This is a genomic window from Shimazuella sp. NTD248, assembly GCF_059510395.1.
On the sequence record NZ_JCAJZT010000001.1, the window covers coordinates 122,618 to 143,102 of the forward strand.

19 protein-coding genes and 1 other annotated feature (1 of these 20 only partly in view) are annotated in these 20,485 nt (G+C 39.5%); of the genes, 9 read left to right on the plus strand and 10 right to left on the minus strand.

All coding sequences use genetic code 11. The annotated features are described in order from the left end of the window. Window positions 1-169, minus strand: a binding site (T-box leader); it reaches 51 nt to the left of the window's first position. 445 nt (window positions 170-614) lie between these two features. The 4 genes from AC5WOE_RS00660 (at window position 615) to AC5WOE_RS00675 (ending at window position 5,952) form a co-directional block, all read left to right on the plus strand. Beyond that, complete coding sequence (locus AC5WOE_RS00660; RefSeq protein WP_496048082.1) at window positions 615-1,445, plus strand: PRD domain-containing protein; 831 nt, start codon at window positions 615-617, stop codon at window positions 1,443-1,445. Between the two features lie 107 nt (window positions 1,446-1,552). Continuing rightward, on the plus strand, window positions 1,553-3,409 hold the full coding sequence (locus tag AC5WOE_RS00665; protein ID WP_496051639.1) for a beta-glucoside-specific PTS transporter subunit IIABC: 1,857 nt from the start codon (window positions 1,553-1,555) through the stop codon (window positions 3,407-3,409). 19 nt (window positions 3,410-3,428) lie between these two features. Further along, the gene (locus AC5WOE_RS00670; protein WP_496048807.1) at window positions 3,429-4,883 is read left to right on the plus strand and encodes a glycoside hydrolase family 1 protein; all 1,455 of its coding nucleotides are present in this window, start codon (window positions 3,429-3,431) and stop codon (window positions 4,881-4,883) included. 133 nt (window positions 4,884-5,016) lie between these two features. Beyond that, the gene (locus AC5WOE_RS00675; RefSeq protein WP_496051640.1) at window positions 5,017-5,952 is read left to right on the plus strand and encodes a 2-keto-3-deoxygluconate permease; all 936 of its coding nucleotides are present in this window, start codon (window positions 5,017-5,019) and stop codon (window positions 5,950-5,952) included. 67 nt (window positions 5,953-6,019) lie between these two features. Here AC5WOE_RS00675 and AC5WOE_RS00680 read toward each other — a convergent pair whose 3' ends face one another. The 10 genes from AC5WOE_RS00680 to AC5WOE_RS00725 all read right to left on the minus strand — a co-directional run bounded on the left by AC5WOE_RS00680 (window position 6,020) and on the right by AC5WOE_RS00725 (window position 16,295). Next, on the minus strand, window positions 6,020-6,967 hold the full coding sequence (locus tag AC5WOE_RS00680; RefSeq protein ID WP_496051641.1) for an aminopeptidase: 948 nt from the start codon (window positions 6,965-6,967) through the stop codon (window positions 6,020-6,022). A gap of 19 nt (window positions 6,968-6,986) precedes the next feature. Beyond that, window positions 6,987-7,661, minus strand: a complete 675-nt coding sequence (locus tag AC5WOE_RS00685; RefSeq protein ID WP_496051642.1) for an AroM family protein — start codon at window positions 7,659-7,661, stop codon at window positions 6,987-6,989. Between the two features lie 12 nt (window positions 7,662-7,673). Continuing rightward, window positions 7,674-8,621, minus strand: a complete 948-nt coding sequence (locus tag AC5WOE_RS00690; protein WP_496051643.1) for a DUF1177 domain-containing protein — start codon at window positions 8,619-8,621, stop codon at window positions 7,674-7,676. A 24-nt stretch (window positions 8,622-8,645) separates the two neighbouring features. Beyond that, on the minus strand, window positions 8,646-9,611 hold the full coding sequence (locus AC5WOE_RS00695; protein WP_496051644.1) for an ABC transporter ATP-binding protein: 966 nt from the start codon (window positions 9,609-9,611) through the stop codon (window positions 8,646-8,648). Beyond that, window positions 9,608-10,591, minus strand: a complete 984-nt coding sequence (locus AC5WOE_RS00700) for an ABC transporter ATP-binding protein (RefSeq protein WP_496051645.1) — start codon at window positions 10,589-10,591, stop codon at window positions 9,608-9,610. The genes AC5WOE_RS00695 and AC5WOE_RS00700 overlap by 4 nt, the downstream gene beginning before the upstream one ends. A 14-nt stretch (window positions 10,592-10,605) precedes the next feature. Further along, window positions 10,606-11,862: a M20 family metallopeptidase gene (locus AC5WOE_RS00705; RefSeq protein WP_496052033.1), complete on the minus strand. Its 1,257-nt coding sequence runs from the start codon at window positions 11,860-11,862 to the stop codon at window positions 10,606-10,608. Window positions 11,863-11,916: 54 nt separating this feature from the next. Continuing rightward, a complete protein-coding gene (locus tag AC5WOE_RS00710) occupies window positions 11,917-13,485 on the minus strand; it encodes an ABC transporter substrate-binding protein (protein ID WP_496051646.1) in 1,569 nt (522 codons plus the stop codon). Between the two features lie 39 nt (window positions 13,486-13,524). Further along, window positions 13,525-14,418, minus strand: a complete 894-nt coding sequence (locus AC5WOE_RS00715) for an ABC transporter permease (protein WP_496051647.1) — start codon at window positions 14,416-14,418, stop codon at window positions 13,525-13,527. Between the two features lie 18 nt (window positions 14,419-14,436). Continuing rightward, window positions 14,437-15,447, minus strand: coding sequence for an ABC transporter permease (locus AC5WOE_RS00720; RefSeq protein WP_496048092.1), 1,011 nt, complete (start codon window positions 15,445-15,447; stop codon window positions 14,437-14,439). Window positions 15,448-15,530: 83 nt separating this feature from the next. Continuing rightward, window positions 15,531-16,295, minus strand: coding sequence for an IclR family transcriptional regulator (locus tag AC5WOE_RS00725; RefSeq protein WP_496051648.1), 765 nt, complete (start codon window positions 16,293-16,295; stop codon window positions 15,531-15,533). A gap of 371 nt (window positions 16,296-16,666) precedes the next feature. Here AC5WOE_RS00725 and AC5WOE_RS00730 point away from each other — a divergent pair, with 371 nt between their 5' ends. The 5 genes from AC5WOE_RS00730 to AC5WOE_RS00750 all read left to right on the plus strand — a co-directional run bounded on the left by AC5WOE_RS00730 (window position 16,667) and on the right by AC5WOE_RS00750 (window position 20,226). Then, window positions 16,667-16,939 carry a hypothetical protein gene (locus AC5WOE_RS00730; protein ID WP_496051649.1) on the plus strand — a complete coding sequence of 91 codons (273 nt, stop codon included), beginning with the start codon at window positions 16,667-16,669 and terminating at the stop codon, window positions 16,937-16,939. A gap of 36 nt (window positions 16,940-16,975) precedes the next feature. Beyond that, complete coding sequence (speE, locus tag AC5WOE_RS00735) at window positions 16,976-17,818, plus strand: polyamine aminopropyltransferase (protein ID WP_496051650.1); 843 nt, start codon at window positions 16,976-16,978, stop codon at window positions 17,816-17,818. A 279-nt stretch (window positions 17,819-18,097) separates the two neighbouring features. Then, window positions 18,098-18,856, plus strand: coding sequence for an HAD family hydrolase (locus AC5WOE_RS00740; RefSeq protein ID WP_496051651.1), 759 nt, complete (start codon window positions 18,098-18,100; stop codon window positions 18,854-18,856). Between the two features lie 279 nt (window positions 18,857-19,135). Beyond that, a complete protein-coding gene (locus AC5WOE_RS00745) occupies window positions 19,136-19,303 on the plus strand; it encodes a hypothetical protein (protein WP_496051652.1) in 168 nt (55 codons plus the stop codon). 152 nt (window positions 19,304-19,455) lie between these two features. Further along, the gene (locus AC5WOE_RS00750) at window positions 19,456-20,226 is read left to right on the plus strand and encodes an NUDIX hydrolase (protein ID WP_496051653.1); all 771 of its coding nucleotides are present in this window, start codon (window positions 19,456-19,458) and stop codon (window positions 20,224-20,226) included. Window positions 20,227-20,485 lie beyond the last annotated feature (259 nt).

Consider the following 20,485-nt stretch of genomic DNA (forward strand, 5'->3'; position numbering starts at 1 on the left):
GTTCGGACGCTCGGCTCGAACCTGTAACGTAGGTATACGCCAAAGGCTACTTGTTATTCCCCTCTGGAGCGATGAAGCGAGTTCACATATCCCTCAGGTTGACTTGCACCAGTACGTCAACTCTCTAAACTGAGGGAAACAAGCTACTACTCTCCATCCTAGCTTCACTCATGATATTGCCACCATTATGCCCTGCTTTGAAGACAATGTCAAGAAGATTGCGGATTGGTTGTGCTTTTTCCTGTCGAAATAAAAATGTAACATACACTGTTGTTTCTAGTTAAGATCATAAATCTTGAACGATGTCATTATCAAAACAAACTACCTATATGTGACACATTGTTATTGTCAATTGGATTATCATATAAATGAAAAATGATAATCTGTAGCCTCCTATCATTTAGCAATTGACAAACCTCTTGATCGACAACTATAATACGAAATAGATAGTGGAAGCGTATACATTTCATTTTGTTGTTTGGAAGTGCTTGAAATGAAATTTTGTATTTTATGATCAAAATAAAATAAATGGACTGTTACTGACTCGATCAGGCATGACCAAGATAAGTGTTTACTCACTTGTTTTGGTCATTTCTTGTTTAGGAGGTGAACAAATGAAGGTAATAAAAAAGATTAATAATAATGTCGCCCTGGCAATCAACGATAAGAAGGAAGAAGTATTGGTTGTTGGCAAAGGATTAGGTTTTAAAAAAACCCCTTATGAAATAACCGATGCCGATATTGTTGAAAAAATATATGTCTCTCCTAAAAATATTAAAATGTTTGATTTGCTTAATGATATTCCTATTGAAGATATTTATTTAGCTGAAGAAATCATTAAAGCTGGTAAACAGATATTATCAACTGAACTTAATCCCAACTTAATTCTTACATTATCAGACCATATCAGCTTTGCACTTCAAAGGAGTAAAGAAAATGTCCAAGTCAAGAGCCCCTTAGAATGGGAAGTAAAAACCTTATATCCCGAAGAAACAAGAGTCGGTAAAAAGGCTCTAGAAATTATCAAAGAGCAAACAAATATCCTTTTGCCACCATCAGAGATTACCTTTATCGCCCTTCATTTTATAAATGCTCAAATCGGCTCTGGTGAAATGAGTGAAACAACAAAAATAACAAAGATTACAGGCGAAATTTTATCCATTATCAAATACTACTATAAAATGGATTTTGATGAAAATGCACTCCACTTTACAAGGTTTGCTACCCATATTCGGTATTTTATCATCAGACACATGACTGCAAATTCTTTAAAAGGTGAAAATGAAGCTCTTTTTCAGATGGTAAAGGAAAAATACCCTACTGATATAAAATGTGTAGAAAAAATCGAGACATTTTTACAGACTCACTATCAGTGGGAATGTTCCAATGATGAAAAATTATATTTGGTTTTACACATTCATCGATTAGCACAATCAAATAAATAATGGACTGTTACTGACTCGATCAGGCATGACCAAGATAAGTGTACACTCACTTGTTTTGGTCATTTTTTTTCTCACAAACGATATAAACCAAAAAGGAGAGGTTGACAATGGCTCAGGTAGGGTTAGCATCCAAAATCTTAGAATTGATTGGCGGGAAAAACAACATTTCACAATTCACTCATTGTGCAACTCGTCTAAGATTTGTTTTAAAGGATGATACAAAAGCCGATGTGCATGCATTAGATGCACTTGAAGGCGTCTTAAAATCGCAAAATAAAGGGGGACAATTACAAGTAGTAGTAGGTGAAAAAGTAGAATCCCTTTATGAACAAATAAGAGAAATAGCCCATATTACAAATCACGATGAGGCAGTAAAAAGAAAAAAAGGCTTTTCGATTAATCAAATCTTTGAAACGATTGCTAGTATTTTCACTCCTTTGTTACCAGCTTTAGTAGGTTGTGGCATGGTCAAATGTCTATCTACTATTATCACAGCAATGAAATGGATCGATCCAAAGTCAGGTTTTATTGCCATATTCGATATGATCGGTGATAGTATTTTCTATTTCTTACCGTTCTTCTTAGCCGTGAGTGCAGCAAGGAAATTTAAAACAAATGAGTACCTAGCAATAGGTTTAGCCGCCGCATTGTTACATCCTACCATTTTAGATGCTGCACAGAATATAGCTAAGACAGGAGTTACAACGATTGACTTTTTAGGCCTGCCAATCCTATTAGTTAAATACTCTTCATCTGTTATCCCCATCATATTGTCCGTTTGGCTATTGAGTTATGTTTACAAGATGGTAGATAAAGTGATTCCGGAATTTTTAAGAGTAATTCTCACACCAATGATCGTACTGCTGATCATGATCCCACTCGAATTAATCGTCATTGCCCCTTTTGGTTCCTATGTAGGAAATTGGTTAACTATAGGAATAAATGCTTTGTTTGCAACATTTGGAGTAGTGGCAGGGGCTTTGTTAGGTTTCTTTAAACCGATAATGGTTATGTTTGGTATGCATTATGCTATTATGCCTATGCAAATTCAACAAATTGCGGAAGTAGGATATACGGTTTTGATGCCAAGTGCATTAGGCGCAAATCTGGCACAAGCTGGAGCTGCTTTGGCAGTATTCTTTTTAACAAAGAGCAAAGCAATGAAATCTGCTGCTGGAACAAGTGCCATTACAGCTGCTTTTGGAATTACAGAACCAGCTATATATGGGGTAAACCTAAAATATAGAAGACCTTTCTTTGCAGGATGCGCAGCAGCAGGTATAACGGGAGGATTTTATAGTTTTGTTCATGCTAAATCAACAGCGATCGCATTACCAGGACTGCTGAGCCTCTCCTCTTATGAAGCAGATAAATACATGTATATCATTATCGGGTGTATCATGGCAGCTCTATTAGGATTCTTATTCACTTTAGCTGTTGGTATTAAAGAAGATGACACATCAAAGATAGAAAAAGAAAAAAAGAAGACGGATATTCCACTAACCCGCGAATTTTCCATTATGAGTCCTTTAGCTGGCGAAGTAAAAGACTTGGCAGAAGTGGATGATAAAACATTTTCACAAGAGTTAATGGGAAAAGGAATTGCTATTATCCCTTCTAATGGCAAGGTATATGCTCCGTTTGAAGGTACTGTCGATGCCATTTTTAAAACAAAACATGCCATCGGGCTAAAATCAAATACTGGAGTAGAGGTTTTGATTCACATTGGAATCGATACCGTAAATCTGGATGGTAAACATTTCACTGCCCATATTGAACAATCACAGAAGGTGAAGTTAGGAGATTTATTAATCGAATTTGATGTAGATGCTATTAAAAAAGAAGGCTATGACATCATCACACCGATCATCGTGACAAATAGTGATGACTACTTAGCTGTCCTCCCTGCAACAACAGGATGGATAAAAGAAAAAGAGGAACTGCTCAAAGTAATAAAAGCATAGAAAGGAACCGGTGAAAGAAATGACAACAGGATTTCCAGCAGACTTCTTATGGGGCGGAGCTTTATCCGCATGTCAGGCGGAAGGGGCATATAACGAAGATGGTAAATCAATGACCATCCCAGAAGTAATGAAATTTAATCCCAAAAATGACCGTAAGATTACAAAGCAAATGCAGATTACGATGGAGATGATCCAAGAAGCGAAAAATGATCCAGATATAATCAAATACCCTAAACGAAGAGGAATCAATTTTTATCACACTTACAAAGAAGATATTGCCTTATTTGCAGAAATGGGATTTAAAGTATTCCGCTACTCCATATCTTGGGCTCGTGTATTTCCAAATGGTGAAGATGCAGCACCTAACGAAAAAGCATTGAAATTTTATGATTCATTAATCGATGAATGCTTAAAACACAACATGGAACCACTGATAACCATTTCCCATTTTGATATGCCAATTGTACTAATCGAAAAATTCGGTGGTTGGTATAACGAAAAATTGATAGATTTGTATGCCAAATACTGTAGAGTACTCTTTGAAAGATATAAAGGAAAAGTAAGATATTGGGTAACATTTAATGAAATCAATATGAGCGTAAAAGCAGGCCCCAAAACCTTAGGAATTATAAATGAAGGGCAGGAAAACTATGAGGAGATGTTATTTCAAGGGCTCCATCATCAGTTTGTTGCCGCTGCAAAGGCGACAAAGCTAGCTCATGCAATAGATGCAGAAAATAAAATAGGCAGTATGGTCGCCTATTTCACTACTTATGCTTATACCTGCAAACCAGAAGATGCGCTGCAAATGCAACGAGATGATCAAATGAAAAACCTATTTTATCTAGATATTTTGAATAAGGGTAAATATCCATACTATGCAAAAACGTACTTCAAAAAACATCATATTCATCTGAGCATAAAAGAGGAAGATTTAGCAATCCTAGCAGAAAATACAGCAGATTTTGTTGGAATGTCTTATTATAACTCCATGATTTCAAGCAGTGATACAAAACAATTGAAATTGACATCAGGAAATGTTCACAGCGTCTATAAAAATCCACATTTAGCTGAAAATGAATGGGGATGGCAGATTGATCCTATTGGATTACGTTATACTTTGAATTCAATATATGACCGCTTTGAATTACCCATATTTATCTTAGAAAATAGTTCTGGATTTCTCGATACATGGAATGAAGATGGCACCATCCATGATCCATATCGAATTGAATTTTTACAACAACATATCTTACAAATGAAATTGGCATTGGAAGATGGTGTGGAAGTGATTGGTTATACAATGTGGGGACCTATAGATATGATTAGCTCTTCCACCTCAGAAATGACAAAGCGTTATGGATTCATCTATGTAGATCAAGATGACTATGGGAATGGTTCCATGAAAAGAGTGAGAAAGGATTCTTTTTATTGGTATAAAAATGTTATTTCTACGAACGGTGAAGAAATATAACAATTTGGGCTCATCTCTAGCGAAATTCAAGTGGCAATCCTGATTTTGCCACTTGAAGCTTTTCGCTGTTTTCTTTATGCCTTCCTATTTTGTTGTTCTATCATCGAATTCTATTTCTAATAAGGAGCAGAAAATGGATATTTTAAACAGAATAAAGAAAATACCCGGTGGATTACTGATTATTCCCATGCTGATCACAGCAGTTATCCATACTGTTTTTCCACGTGTATTAGAAATAGGTGATCTTACAAGTGCTGTTTTCACCACCAAAGGAACAATGACCTTGATTGCATTGATGTTATTTATTTCAGGCAGTCAATTTAAGCTATCACAAGTTGGTATTACCCTGAAAAGAGCAGGAATTTTATCTGTATCGAAAATCGTTTTGAGTTGGGTATTTGGTTGGTTATTTATCACCTATTTTGGTATAGATGGCTTTTTGGGAATCTCCGCAGTGAGTTTTATTGCAACGATTACAAGCTGTAATCCGGGGTTATATCTGGCATTAATGAATACTTATGGAGACGATATTGACTCTGCTGCTTTTGGTATCTTAAATTTAATAGCTGTTCCCATTATACCTGTTATGATTTTAAACACCGCGAATGGAACAGGAATCGATTACTTGAGTATTTTAACTACCTTACTGCCATTCTTATTAGGTATCCTACTTGGAAATTTAGATGCCAATATCCAAAAAATGTTTTCCCCTGGTACAGTGATTCTTTTACCTTTTTTAGGTGTAAGTTTTGGATCTTATATTGATTTAAAGGTAGCATTCCAATCCGGTTTCTCCGGGATCATATTGACATTTATTTATTTGGTTATCTGTATGCTGCCATTGATATATATCGATAGATTCTTATTAAAAAGACCAGGATATGCAGCCGCAGCTACCTGTTCAGTGGCGGGAATTTCGCTCGTTGTTCCTACTCTTGCAGTTAGCATAAATGCCGTATATAAACCATATATAGAAATTGCAATTGCACAGATTGCCTTTGCTGTAATCCTTACTTCGATCCTCTCTCCTTATATTACAAAAGCAATTGCCCATAAATACAAAAAATAATGGTAAGAATCAAAAAAAGTGCTTATCGGTTCACAAAACTACTCCGATAAGCACTTTTTTCTAACATTCAATCCACTATAGGAATTCCTTTATCGAGAAACTTATTTCCATCCAAGTATACATCAGGCTCTTTAATCACCAAATCAATGTGAACGCCAGCCTCAATTTGTCCACCGAACGTCGCATTGCTTCCAAATGCAAGATGGATGGTACCATATACTTTTTCATCTTCTAACACAACACCAGTTATTCTCGCCTTATCATTGGTTCCGATTCCAAATTCGGCAAGTTGTCTGCTCTTTTCAGAGTGAAGCAGTGTCAAGAGTTGTTCTGCTGCTTCACCTTGTACATCTACTAACTCACCCTCTTCCAGCGTAAGCCATAAGGGAGAAGCTAATATTCCGATGTCCGCAATCGAACCATCTACTTTAATTTTACCAGTGGCAGTCCCTTCTACTGGTGCTATGTATGCCTCGCCTGATGGGAGATTGCCAGAATCACCTCGACCCGTAAGCACTCCGGTACTAGGAATACCATGACGATCTGCGATGGAGAACATCAATGTTTCCCCATCTTTTTCAATTCTCACTTCTCTACTGTTCTCTAGATAGTCTGTGACTTTTTCCGTTAAAGCTTTTACTTTTTGGTAATCAGCGGTGATTGCTCCGTGGTAAAACATATCTTCCGTGATACCTGGCATGGTGGCAACTCTAGTACCCATTTCAACAGCTTCTTTGCGAGCAGTCGTATGAGTAAGAGAATGTTCCGTAATACAGACCACTGCATCTGCTCGTTTCATCGCTTCTGCTACAGGCAGCGGTGGTTCTTGTCCTGATTTCTGTCTTTCTTCCATTAAGAATAGCATGGACTCAGCACCGATACGCTGTCCCGCTTGATGCAATTGCTGTGCTAATTGTATTTTTTGGCTATCTGTTACTACCAAAAAAAGTTCATTTTCCTTTAGCCCAAGGCAATCTTTTAACAGTTTTACACTTACTTCTATGGAATCTGACATTTCTTCTCAAATCCCTTCCTCAAACTAACTCTGACATCAATTTTACAACTAATGCATTCGATAATATCACAGGGAGACTCGAGATTTCCATTACTTCTGCTTTCATCTGCTCATCATATCCCATACAATCCATCAACAATATTTCTGCACCTTGCCTTTGAAGTTCTTGTACTGCTCGCTTAAAATCAGCTCGCTCACCGGTGTAAGGAGAAGCAGCAGCGATAAAAGGAAAAAACCCTACTTCTGCCCACTTTTCTTCTATCGAACCAATCTGTTCTAAAAGAGGAACAATCACACCTAGCCTTCGATCTTTGATCAAGGCAGCAACAACAGGAGGAATGAGACGATCAGGCTCTAGAAGTACACTTTTTTTGGTCGTTAAGTTCTCGAAAACACCTGTACACAATACGAGAATAGGGTCACATTGATTCTCTTCCAGCTGGTAAATCTTTTGCTGTAACAAAGACTCAATCTTATGCCTTGCTACCACAACAGAGTCACCAGTCGCCAAACGGGTGGTCAAAACATAATCCCCTTCTAAAGGAGATAAAGTTTGATCAATCACCGCTTTATGCAAACCATCCAGTGCACCAGCTTGGATCACTTCTACACCCGAGAGGTGTTTCTGTAAAATAGGTTGCACGTCTGTACGAGGTGCTTGTCCTATCGTTACAATGCCTACTTTTCTTGCCACCCTGCATCCACCTCATCCGTTTACGGTCTGGTTTCCTGCTGTTTGAAGAACTTTCATCGAGCCATATAATTTTTCCAATCGATCAAAATCTCCCTGATCATAAAACACGCAGGTACCATTGGTGTACTCTTTCGCTACTTCTACTGCATAGCGAACAGCTTGAGCAATATCTACTTCATGACTAGCACCTGTTCCACATCCAGGAACCATCGATAGTGCTGTTACTGCCACGCCAACTACTGGAGCATCTGTGGCAACAGCTGGCTGCAAAATACTATTTACATGATAGACATCATTGCCATAAGGAGTGATATCTTGCATCGTTATCGGAAAAGTAACCGGATACTGCCCTGTTGTCATCTCCATAATTCGCAGTAAATCCTCACTCACACGCAAAATATATCCTTCTTTCACCGTTGGAGAAATGGCGATTCCTTTGTGGTTGATGACACGATTTCCTTTTGTAGTATCAATTGATAAAATAGCATCCATCTCATCAGACACTTCATATTGATTCATCGTCAAAATATCCACCGGAGAATCCATAAAATCTACCGGATCATGTGGAAGCGTAGGTGCATCTGGGCAAATGTGCGTAGCGATCAAGACATCACCTGTCAATCGATCACCCTTCTGCGCCATATCGGCTAGTTTCAGAGCACTAGCTACAGCTGCAATCGCACCATCACCATCTGATACGAGTCCAATACGGTTTGGACGTGCACCAATTCCACCTAATCTACCGACTACCCCTAATGTAGGTGCAGTTCCACCACTTGCTTTTCCATCTGTTCCTTTGATTCGGATTTGAATAAAATCAGTAGAACCGCCTTCTCCTTTTACTGTTTGCACCTTTACTTCTACTTGTTCATTTTCAGCAAAAAGAGATTTCACTTTCTCTCCTGTTACATTGGCATCATCTAATGTTTCAAAAGCTATAATTGTATGTTTTAAAGACATTTCTTTATACCTCCTCTTTGCAGTTTATTCATATAAGTGACATGCAACTTGTCGCCCTTCTGAAACTTCTTGCCATTTGGGAACAATGGATTTACACACATCCATCGCAACAGGACATCTGGTATGAAAAGCACAACCTTTTGGAGGGTTCAACGCACTAGGAACATCGCCAGACAACACGATTTGCTCCCTTTTTGCTTCTGGATCAGGTACAGGGACCGCAGACATCAGAGCTGTGGTATAAGGATGCAGTGGTTCTGCAAATATCTCTTCTGTCGGGGCTAGTTCCACCAATTTTCCAAGGTACATCACCCCTACCCGATTACTGATAAATTTCACTACAGAAAGATCATGGGAAATAAACAGATAAGTGAGAGAAAACTTTTCTTGTAAGTCTTTCATCAGATTTAATACTTGTGCTTGAATCGAAACATCTAAAGCGGATACTGGTTCATCACAGACAATAAATTTTGGATTTAACGCCAATGCACGAGCAATTCCGATCCGCTGCCGTTGACCACCGGAAAATTCATGGGGAAAACGCCCTGCTTGTTGCGGCGATAGACCAACGAGCTCCATCAGCTCCGTAACTCTTTGTTTGATTTCTGTTTTTGACTTTTTGCCATGCGTAAGCAAAGGCTCTTCCAGCACCTGTTGAACCGTCCATCTCGGATCTAATGATGCGTAAGGATCTTGAAAAATCATCTGCATATTTGTTCGAAAAGAACGCAGTTCATCTTTCGCTAATTTACGGATATCCACCCCATCAAAGACAACTTCCCCTTCTGTCGGCTCCAAAATGCGAAGGAGTGCCCTGCCAGTTGTCGATTTCCCGCAACCAGATTCACCCACTATTCCTAGTGTCTCTCCTGCTTGCATCTCAAAGGAAACTCCATCAACAGACTTTACTTCTCCAACCTGTCTTTGAAAAAATCCTTTTGTGACCGGAAAATGTTTTTTTAAGTTTCTCACTTGCAGCAAAGCACTCATGATGGAATCCCCTCCTTTTCGTATAGATGGCAGCGACAGTTATGCCCATCTGTGATATCAAGCAAATCTGGATTACTTGTCTCACACTTATTCATACGAAACTCGCAGCGTGGTGCAAAACGACAACCGACAGGCATTTCATCAAGAGCTGGCACTTGTCCTGGAATCGAGTTCAGCCTGTCTCCTTCACTGGTAAGTTGGGGCAAAGAAGCTAATAAACCTTTGGTATAGGGGTGTTTTGGGTTTTTAAACAACGATTTCACATCTGTTTCCTCTACCACTTGACCAGCATACATCACCACAACTCGATCACACATTTCAGCAACAACCCCTAGGTCGTGGGTAATCAGCATGATCGATGTACCTTTCTCTCGTTGCAGCTGACGCATCAAGTTTAATATTTGCGCTTGAATGGTCACATCCAAAGCTGTAGTTGGTTCATCAGCTATCAAAATTTTTGGCTCACAAGCCATCGCGATTGCAATCATCACCCGTTGACGCATTCCACCTGAAAGCTGATGTGGATACTCATCTACTACTGATTCAGGACGAGAGATACCCACCTTTGTCAGCATTTCAACCGCATATGCCTTGGCTTCTTTTTTGGAGAGGTTCGTATGAAAACGAATTGCTTCCATTATTTGATCCCCTACTTTAAAGACCGGATTTAAAGAAGTCATCGGTTCTTGAAATATCATCGATATTTCACTTCCCCGCATTTTTCGTAACTCTGATTTGGACATCGCTAAAACATCTTTTCCTTTCAGCGAAATACTGCCAGAGGATACTTTACCGATCCCTTTGGGCAAAAGCTGCATAATAGAAAGCGATGTCACGCTTTTTCCACAACCAGATTCCCCAACAATCCCAAGAATTTCACCCTTTTTTAATTCCAAGTTGACGCCATCTACGACATGCACTAGACCCGCATCCGTATGAAACTGTGTTCGTAAATCTTCTACCCGAAGTAGAGTCTCCATGCGTGCCCCTCCTTTTATTTCACTCCTAAATACTTCAAAGAGGTAAGTGCATATACTTTTGCTGCTTGAATGACTTGCTCTATCGGCGCACGTTCGTTATAAGAATGGATCGTCGGCAAGTCCGCTGGTCCATATTGCAAGACAGGAATATGATGGGACCGGAAATGTCTCGCATCACTAGAAGCCCATTGCAAAACACCGTATGCATCCTTTTGACTTACCACTTTGATACTCTCTACAAAAGTGGAGACGATTTCATCCGTTGGAGGGGTCCAGTTTGCTGTACTTTGAAATCCAATAGGTCGAACTTCCGCCTCAACCCCAGCATCTGCAAGCAATTTCCTCACCCTTGGGAGCATTTCTTCGTTTTGAACCCCAAATGGTAAACGCGTATCCACTTGAATCACAACGTGATCTGCGATGACATTTGCTTTGGTTCCACCATGAATGGTTCCGATGTTTACCGTAATATGATCCAAAACATCACTGGTATCTGTCTCTTCCCGCTCACGAATATAAGCTTTCGTAATTTCGATGATTTCTTTCATTTCATCTGGAATTGTCACTTCAAAATTCCAGATATTTTGCAGTACTTCAATTGCTTTAACCGCTTTTAAAATCGCACTATCACCAATCACTGGGGATAGACTGCCATGTCCTGGAGTTCCTTCCATCTCTACCTCAAACCAACAGCTGCCTTTTTGTCCGATCGTCGGATGTTGAGGATGAGATGGTTCTGCAATGATGGCAGATGTTCCATGGATTAAGTTACGATCTAACACCCAAGGAACCCCGTACTCTCCACCGGTTTCTTCATCTGGCACCACAAGCAAAGAGAGTTTACCTGCAAGCGGTATATCAAGCTGCTTGAACAATCCCATTGTAAAAATCAGTCCTGCAAGGCCGCATTTCATATCGCTTGCCCCACGGCCGTGGATATATCCATTTTCGATGTGACCAGAAAACGGATCAAAATCCCACTTCTCGATGTCCCCAACTGGTACGACATCGGTATGTCCGCATAAAATCAAGTGCTTATCTTCGTTATCATCTCCAATGGAAGAGATCAGATTGAACATGTTGGGGTTCGATTCATGTACTTCTGTTTCAATCCCAAAAGCAGCTAAGTATTTCCTAATAAAGCCACTGATCTCACTTGTATCTCCTGGTGGATTTTCGGTATTCATCTGCAATAAAGTGGAGCAAAGGGTAAGTAAGTCATCTTTTTGCCGTTCGATTTCATCTACTACTTTTTGTTGAAGATCCACGATTTCACACTCCTATGGAAAAGGTCCCCCCAAGCTAAACTTGAGGGGAATCATTATTTATTTGGATAGCGGGAAGAAACGGATACATTCATCTGGATACAAGGTATAACCTTTGACTTCTTTCTTTAATCCGACAACGCGGTTATATTCATACAGATAAGCCCAAGGTGCATCTGCATTGATTAGTACTTGCATTTGTTTATACAATTCTTCGCGTTTTTGCTTATCTTTCTCTAGTTCAGCTTGATCCCAGAGCTTGTCTACCTGTGGATTGTTATAGCCAAAGGCATTGGAAGAGCCTTTGCTATATAACAACAGTCCAAGATGATAGCCAGGATCATTCACAAAGGAAGTCCATTTGGAAATATAAGAAGTCAGCGTTTTTTGGTTCAATGCAGTTAAAAATTCAGGGCGAGCCATTGGTTTGATGTTCATTTTTACCCCAATTTTTTGCAACTCTGCTTGGATGAGAACAGCGTCATCTTTCCAGTCATCAAAACCAGAACCTAATGTGAAATCAAACGAAAAGCCATTTGGAAGACCTGCTTCTTTAAGCAGCTGTTTTGCTTTGTTTAAATCATGTTTATAGACAAATCCTTCTTCCGTATACCCAGGCATACTGCTAGGGATGGAGCTCTTCAATTGTTTTGCTTGGTCATACATCACGTCGTGTACCAATTGATCATATGGGATTGCGTAATTGATCGCTTGACGCACTTTTGGATTATCAAAAGGTTTCACTTTTTCATTAAAAGCAAAATACAAAATACGGTTACTTGGTGTAGAAGTTACATTTAGTTTTGTGTTTTGCTTAATGCTATCCACATCTTTAGGAGGGATCTCGATAGCTAGATCGACATCACCTTTATTTAGCATCATGACACGGTTAGAAGGCTCTTTGATAAACTTCATCGTTACTTTGCTAATTTTTGGAGAACCTTGCCAGTAGTTCGTATTGGCAGTAAGGACTGCTTGGGAAGCTGGGTCCCAAGATTCTACTTTGTATGGACCAGAACCAGCAGTATTGGTTTTTAAGTAATCTTTGCCTTTTTCTTTCACTTCTTTGCCATCGATGATAGAAAAGGTATACATCGCAACCATTTGAAGGAATAGATGATTAGGACGATTTAGTTCGAAAACAACTGTTTTATCGTCTTTTGCTGTTACCTTTTTAATAGAAGCCATTTGGTACATAAAGCTGCCATTTTGGGAGTTTTTCACATGATCCATGGAGTAAACAATGGATTCTGCATCTACTGGATTCCCACTTTGGAACTTGGTATCACGCAATGTAAAGGTATAGGTTTTGCCATCAGCAGAAACATTCCATTCTTTCGCGAGCATTGGCTTGATATCTTCTGTATTTGCTTTTTGATTGCCATTTTCTGTTTTGACCCCATATGTCACCAATTGATCATAGGCGTTCATGGTCATCGTGTCAGAAGTAAGATCACTCGCTTCCGCTGGATCAAGTGTTTGTCCACCATCCGAATAAGCGATGGTCATGGTCTTTCCTGTATTTTGATTTCCTTGATTGGAGTTTGCATTTGATGCACAACCAGTTACAACCAATGCCCCTGTCAGCAGTAGGGCTAATGAGGACATCCATTTTTTCTTGCCCAGCATTGAATACACTCCTTTATCAGATAGGTAATTTTATATATTTCATTTACTTGAGCGAAGTCGAGGATCTAAGACATCTCGTAAACCATCACCAAGTAGATTGAAACCAAGGATAGAAGTTGCAATTGCTAGACCGGGAAAGGTAACGAGCCACCACTGACCTGTGATGATATACTCCCTGCCTTCCGAGATCATCGCTCCCCACTCTGCAGTAGGTGGTTGGACGCCTAAACCTAAAAAGCTCAAACTAGAAGCAACTAGGATGGCAAAACCCATACCAAGTGTGGCATGTACCAAAATAGGACCCAAAGCGTTAGGGAAAATATGCCGAAACATAATCGTAGAATCTTTCACTCCAATGGCTTTACTCGCTTCTACAAATTCTTTCTCCTTTAATGTGATCGTCTGTCCAAACATCAATCGGGCAAACTCTGGTATTCCAACAATACCAACAGCGATCATAGCACTGATTAATCCGGGACCGAGAGAAGCGGCGATTGCCATCGCTAAAATCAAAGACGGAAATGCGAGCAAAACATCCATGCAGCGCATAATGAAATTTCCCCGCTTTCCTCCATAGAAAGCGGCAATCGCTCCAAGAGGAACCCCGATGATAAAAGATATCCCTACCCCAATTAACCCAGTCCAAATGGATATTCGCGAACCATAGAGAATCCGGCTTAAAATATCGCGACCATAATTATCTGTTCCAAGCCAATGTGCAGCAGTAGGGCCCTGCAATTTAGATAACGTATCCGTGTCAGTCGGGGAATGAGGCGAGAGGAACGGTGCTACAATCGCAAGTAATGTCCAACCGACGATAAAAAACAAACCAATTACTGCTAAGCGATTACGGATCAAAAGGGTTAAAAACGTTTTCTTTTTTTGCTTTTTCTTCACCGAAACAGTTGTGAAGGCTGCATCTGCTGCGGGCATCTTTTTCCTCCTTCCTATTTACTCGTATCGAATACGCGGATCGAGCACTCCATATAAGACATCTACCAATAGATTTACGACGCTAAATACAATCGCACTGATTAGCGTAAATGCTTGGATAGGTGCATAATCGGTAGCCAAGATGGAATCCGTTATATATCCACCGACTCCAGGCCAACTGAATATGGTCTCCGTTATGACCGCACCGCCGATCAAAAACCCAAACTGCAAACCGAGTAATGTTAAAGTTGGAATAAACGCATTGCTCAAAGCATGTTTCATAATCACTTTGGACTCGCGCATCCCTTTTGCTCTAGCTGTTCGAATGTAATCTTGGCCGATAACTTCCAACATACTCGAACGCATCATTCTGGCGACAATTGCCATCGTGCCGGTACTTAAACAAATAGCTGGCAAAATCAAATGCAAGAGTGAATCTTTCAGCGCAACCATGTCTCCTGAAAACAAACTATCGAGCACATAAAGTCCTGTGATATGCGTTGGGGCATTAATCCCATCGCTGATCCTCCCCATCGGTGCCGGAAAGATACTCCATTTGGAATAGAAAAGAAAAATAAGCATCAATCCTAACCAAAAAATAGGAACACACGCCCCGATCAAAGAAAATATCCGCGAAATATGATCCAAAATGGACTCTTTTTTCACTGCCGCAATAATCCCTACTGGAATCGCTATCAAAATCGCAATAAAAATACTAGCTAAGGTAAGCTCCAATGTTGCTGGCAGCCGGGAAGCAAAATCTTGTAAAACGGTGTGACCAGTATGCCAAGCTGTACCGAAATCTCCTTGAAACAGCTTCTTCACATAATTCACGAATTGAATAGTAAAAGGTTGATCTAGACCTTGCTCCACTCTTATCTTGGCAATGACATCAGGTGGAGCTTGTTCACCAGCAATCATGACGGCTGGATCACCCGGAAGGACACGTGACAATACAAATGTGATGAGAATGATTCCGATGAAACCAGGAATCATGTACAAAATCCGTCTGAGGATATATCCAAACAACGAACTTACCTCCTTCTTATGTAGAATTTTATATATTTTGCAGCTAAAAAAATTCCACTTGCAACCTTATAATTTTGTCATTCTTAAATCTTGGCAATTCTCAGACGATGAAAATAATCTTGTATCTTCATTCCATCTTCTTTTAACAGCCTCAACAAAGACTCGATCTGATCTTCTTTCGCCCGATATGCAGGACCAGAAATTGTCAGCGAAGAAAAAACTTCGTTGCGGTAATTAAAGAGAGGAATCGCGATGCCAAAGACCGATTCCGTATACTCTCCAACGGAATAACACCAGCCTTTTTGGCGAATATCAATCAAATCCCGCCTTAATTTCTCTTCATCGACAATGGTGTTAGGTGTCACTGGCTTTAATCCTTTATCGATGATCTGTTTTTGTTGTTCTTCGGACAAAAATGCCATGATCACTTTATTGGAAGCACCCGCGTATAACTGTGTTCTACTTCCGATCGAGACGGCATATTTTATGATCTGCTGACTTTCTGCAATATCCATACATACTCCCTCTTGTCCATCCAAAACGGTAAAAAAAACAGATTCCCCGCCTTTTTTAGAGATACGCTCGAGAATAGGATGAATGAGATCATTCAGATGAATCTTTTCCTGTACCATCTGCCCATACTCCCAAAACCCAATTCCAAGCTCATACTTTTGCGTCTGTGGGTCCTTCATCAAAAAACCCTTTTTTTCAAAGGTTGACAAAATTCGTTGGACAACAGAATGACTCATCTCACATTCTTTTGCTAACTCCCGAACTCCCCACGAAGGAGTTTCTCTCGTGAAAAATTCCAATAAAAACAATGAATTATCCAAAGTTTTTAAGCTCATATCATCACCTGTACCTATATTAGAACCATTGTTTCTATTTTGGTTAAAATGATTATATTAAAAACTAAAAATAATATCTATAAAATTTTTCTAGAATAAATATCCAACTCGTTTTCTAAAATGCCTAAAAAGCCTCTGGAGAGATCCAAAGATTTAGAACCAATTTCATTTTTATACAAATAAAAATCAAACATGAATTTATAACAATTTTCCGATAAAGTTTAGTCCTTAAAGCAATACTTATTTACTTGATTCTGTGTTTATTTATATAATGAAATTCACAACTTCTGGGAAAACAGGTGGATTCCATGACATTCTTCGATCCCGACAACCAAATTTTTAGACCCTCTGCAATCGGAGGCAAACTGATAATGGATCGTGAAAAAGGAAAATTATCTTACTTTCACTTCGATATCACCATGCCTGCTGGAGTCAGAGTAAATGCTGCTGTAAGTCGTACGATTTATTTAGTCGGTGCAGGAATCACAGGTACCATAACATTTACTGTCGATGGAGGTGGAATCATAAAGTACTGGGGAAGCTACAACGGGGAAAAGGTGAATCATGCCTTCTCTTTCTACAAAGGAAAAGCACTCAAAGATGTATACATCGGATGGTCCATTCGTAGTAGAAAAAACTTCTAACCTTTGCTGACCACACTACAGAAAAGGGGCGTTATCATGACTGCTTATACCCACCAAATAAACGGCGAAAATTGGCTCGTTGAAGACGATCGAGATAACTTAAAAATCAGTTATCGACTAAAAGAGATTGTTGTGGAAGAACAATCTGAATTTCAACATGTAATGATTGTCGATTCCTACGATTTTGGGCGTACCTTGGTACTAGATGGTGTCGTCCAAACAACTACTGCTGATGGACATATTTATAATGAAATGATCACACATGTACCATTGGCTATTCATCCCAATGCAAAAAAGATATTGCTCATCGGCGGAGGAGATTGTGGAGCGGCTCGTGAAGTTGCCAAATACGAACAGGTTGAAACCATTGATCAAGTGGAGATCGATCAAACTGTCGTAAAGCTGTGCCTTGAATATCTTCCTGAAATATCTGGAAGATTATCTGATCCAAGAGTCCATTTTCACTTTACAGATGGCATGAAATATGTAAAAGAACATCAGGATGAATATGATGTCATCATCATAGACTCCTCTGATCCAGTCGGTCCAGGAGAAGCACTTTTCACCAAAACGTTTTACCAAGACGTCTATCAAGCGTTAAAAGCAGATGGTTTAATGGTCTGCCAAAGCATGTCTCCTTTTTTGAATAGAGAAATCACTGCTCAGACCTATGAGCGAATCGGAGAAATCTTTGCGCATCGTAAATTGTATATAGCCACTGTCCCTACATATCCAGGAGCATTATGGAGCTTTACGATAGGTTCTAAAAAACACCACCATATCAACATTGATACATTTGATAAGCAAACCAAATATGTGAACTGCAATATTTTACATAATTGTTTTCAGTTACCCGCATTTCTTCATGAATTTGAATGATTCAGACAAAAAACGCACTTATTCAAGAATCCAAGGTGGTACTCACCCCTTGGATTTTTTATGTTATCTTGCTAATTTGCTATGTTTTTTATTTTAGCAATAATCTCCTCTGCTTTATCCCTCATAGGAGCTTGTATAGGAGAACAAGGCACCTCTTTATCAATTTTAACGACACCGTTCTTTTTTTGTGTAAACCAATTCCACTTTTTGAAATTTTCATTTTCATTTGTTAAAATAACATTAAAAGAAGCCTCTTTGATCCTAAGGAGCATAATGTCTTTGTTTGAAGCATTCGATCGGTATACCGACCCATCGAAGAAAACCATGCAAGCGATGATAGATCGCGCAGAGGGCATCCTTTTCGACATGGATGGAGTACTTGTTCGGCTCTTTGGATCGTACCCAGCGTTCGAAATAGCTCATGACCTGAAACGAGAACTTCGAAGATATGGGCTTTTGCCAGAAGAGGCGTTGCTGGTAGATGATTCATTTGAGATCCTTCGATCAGTAGTTCGTACTTGGCCTGAATGCCATATTCCTAGATGGGTAAACTGGCTGACTGGAAAGGAAATTTCGGCAGCATGTGATGCTCCACCCATTGCTTTTGTGGACCAATTGCTCCAAGAGTTTAAACTAGAAAACAAAGCCTTGGCAATAACAACCAACAACCACTTCGATGCTGCTTACACGGTTATTAACAAAAATGGATGGCAGGATTACTTTGAAAGGAATGTCTTCGGTAGGGTTGATTCAGAATTGCGATCCCTTAAGCCTGACCCTAAAATCCTCCGAGATGCGATGCGCCAGTTGCGGCTAAAACCTACGCAATGTTTGATGATTGGTGATTCGCCAACCGACTATCAAGCAGCAGAGGCAGCTGAAGTTCCCTTTCTCGGCTATGCAGATACTTTTCAGGGAGCTATGCGGCTCTATGATGCAGGAGCCGAGACAGTTATTCCAGACTACACTCCATTGTTGAAGTTGTATGTGGAATACATCGAAAATGATTATGGGTTTATGTACCCAAAAAATAAATAAACGGTTCGCCCATTATCACACTCTTCTAGCTTTCCACATGGAAGCAAGAGAATTTTCGTCGTATCTACTTGACGTACCCTGATGTTGCTCAGATCGTCCTGAAAAAGAAACAGAGAATAGATTATTTAATCCCTTAATGGGAACGCACGACCGGCTGATTACTTTGTATCAGCCGGTCAGTCCATTTTAGACACCCAAAATTAATTCCTGTCGTTAGCAATGAGATAAAATACAGTAAATTTTGTATAATAAGTATACATAGATATGTGGAGGGGTTGGATGACTTTAACAGGTGTATTTGAAAATGTAGTTGCAAATCTTATTGCTGCTGCCCTTGTCGGAGGGGTCGCTTACTTGCTTTTGTATTTGCGAATGTCAGGCGTATTCCAAATAATCCGCCGTCTGATCCATCCAGATGAGCGTGTATTTTTTCTTGAGAGCCACTAAAAAAAACAAAAGTGTCCCCTTTCCACTCCCCTATCACAAAGCTGGAACGGGATTATCTTGTCGAGTTTTACGCAAAAAGAAACGGCTCAAATCCACATAATGGGGCTTGTGTTCGCTTAGATAGAATTGGAAACACAGATACAGGATTAGAAATGCAAATTTCATTGGTCGATTTTTTTGATTTTATCGCTACCAACTTAACTGTTTACCCAGCAAATTCACCTATTCGATCTTTTCGAAACCAAATAGCTACCGTAATTCGTTCTTTTCGTCTATTTACTGTCATGGATCAAGTAATTGGGGAAGTAAAAAAGTACAATTCTCCACGAAAAGTAGAGGATGTTTTACTCAATAAATCCTTAGCTAACATTGTTGCCGTAAGTGTGTTGATTGTGGATAAGGAAGGAAAAATTGGGATTGTAAAACGCACAAAAAACATAGCCATCTCTTCTGGCAGTTTTGGAATGGCATGTGCAGGAACTGTAAATGAAGTTGATTTTACGGAAGATGATCCCTTTTTCTCCTGTGTGATGAGAGAACTAGAGGAAGAGTGTAATCTCAAAATAGATCGAGCTCATTTCGACGGAATCGTGGTGCCAACTCAAAAAATGCAGCCTATCTTCCTCTACCATGTGAATTTGGAAAAGACTTGGGAAGAGCACTATCCAGAGATGATAAAAGCAAAAGATTATGCATTTGAAACAGAGTCTCTCTATGCAGTTCCAGTGGAACATAGTATTCCATTTGCAGCCCAAGCGAGAATGACAGATACGGCTGCTTATCAGATCAAGAAATATGCAGAGAGTAAAGGCTATACTTCTAATTGGTATCTGGATATGATCAAACCAATGAAGAAGAGAAAATTTTTATGCACACAGCCCACCACAATCATTCAAACATATGGAATGGATAAAACAATATGATTTGTTATCGAACACCAGTCCACTCAGGCTGGTGTTTCCTCATCTCTATTTTTTTTCATTCAAAAAAGATTTTATATAAAAATAGACTATAGCCTCTCACATCTACTCTCTATCTTTCATAGTATAAAGAAGAGCCAGAGAGGAGGAAAAGGAGAAAACATAGATTGATGTTGTTCGATGGAGATATTGTTCGTTGTGTAGAAAACCGCACTCATATTTATTTATTAGGAATTTGCACTCATACCCAAAGAATCCAATG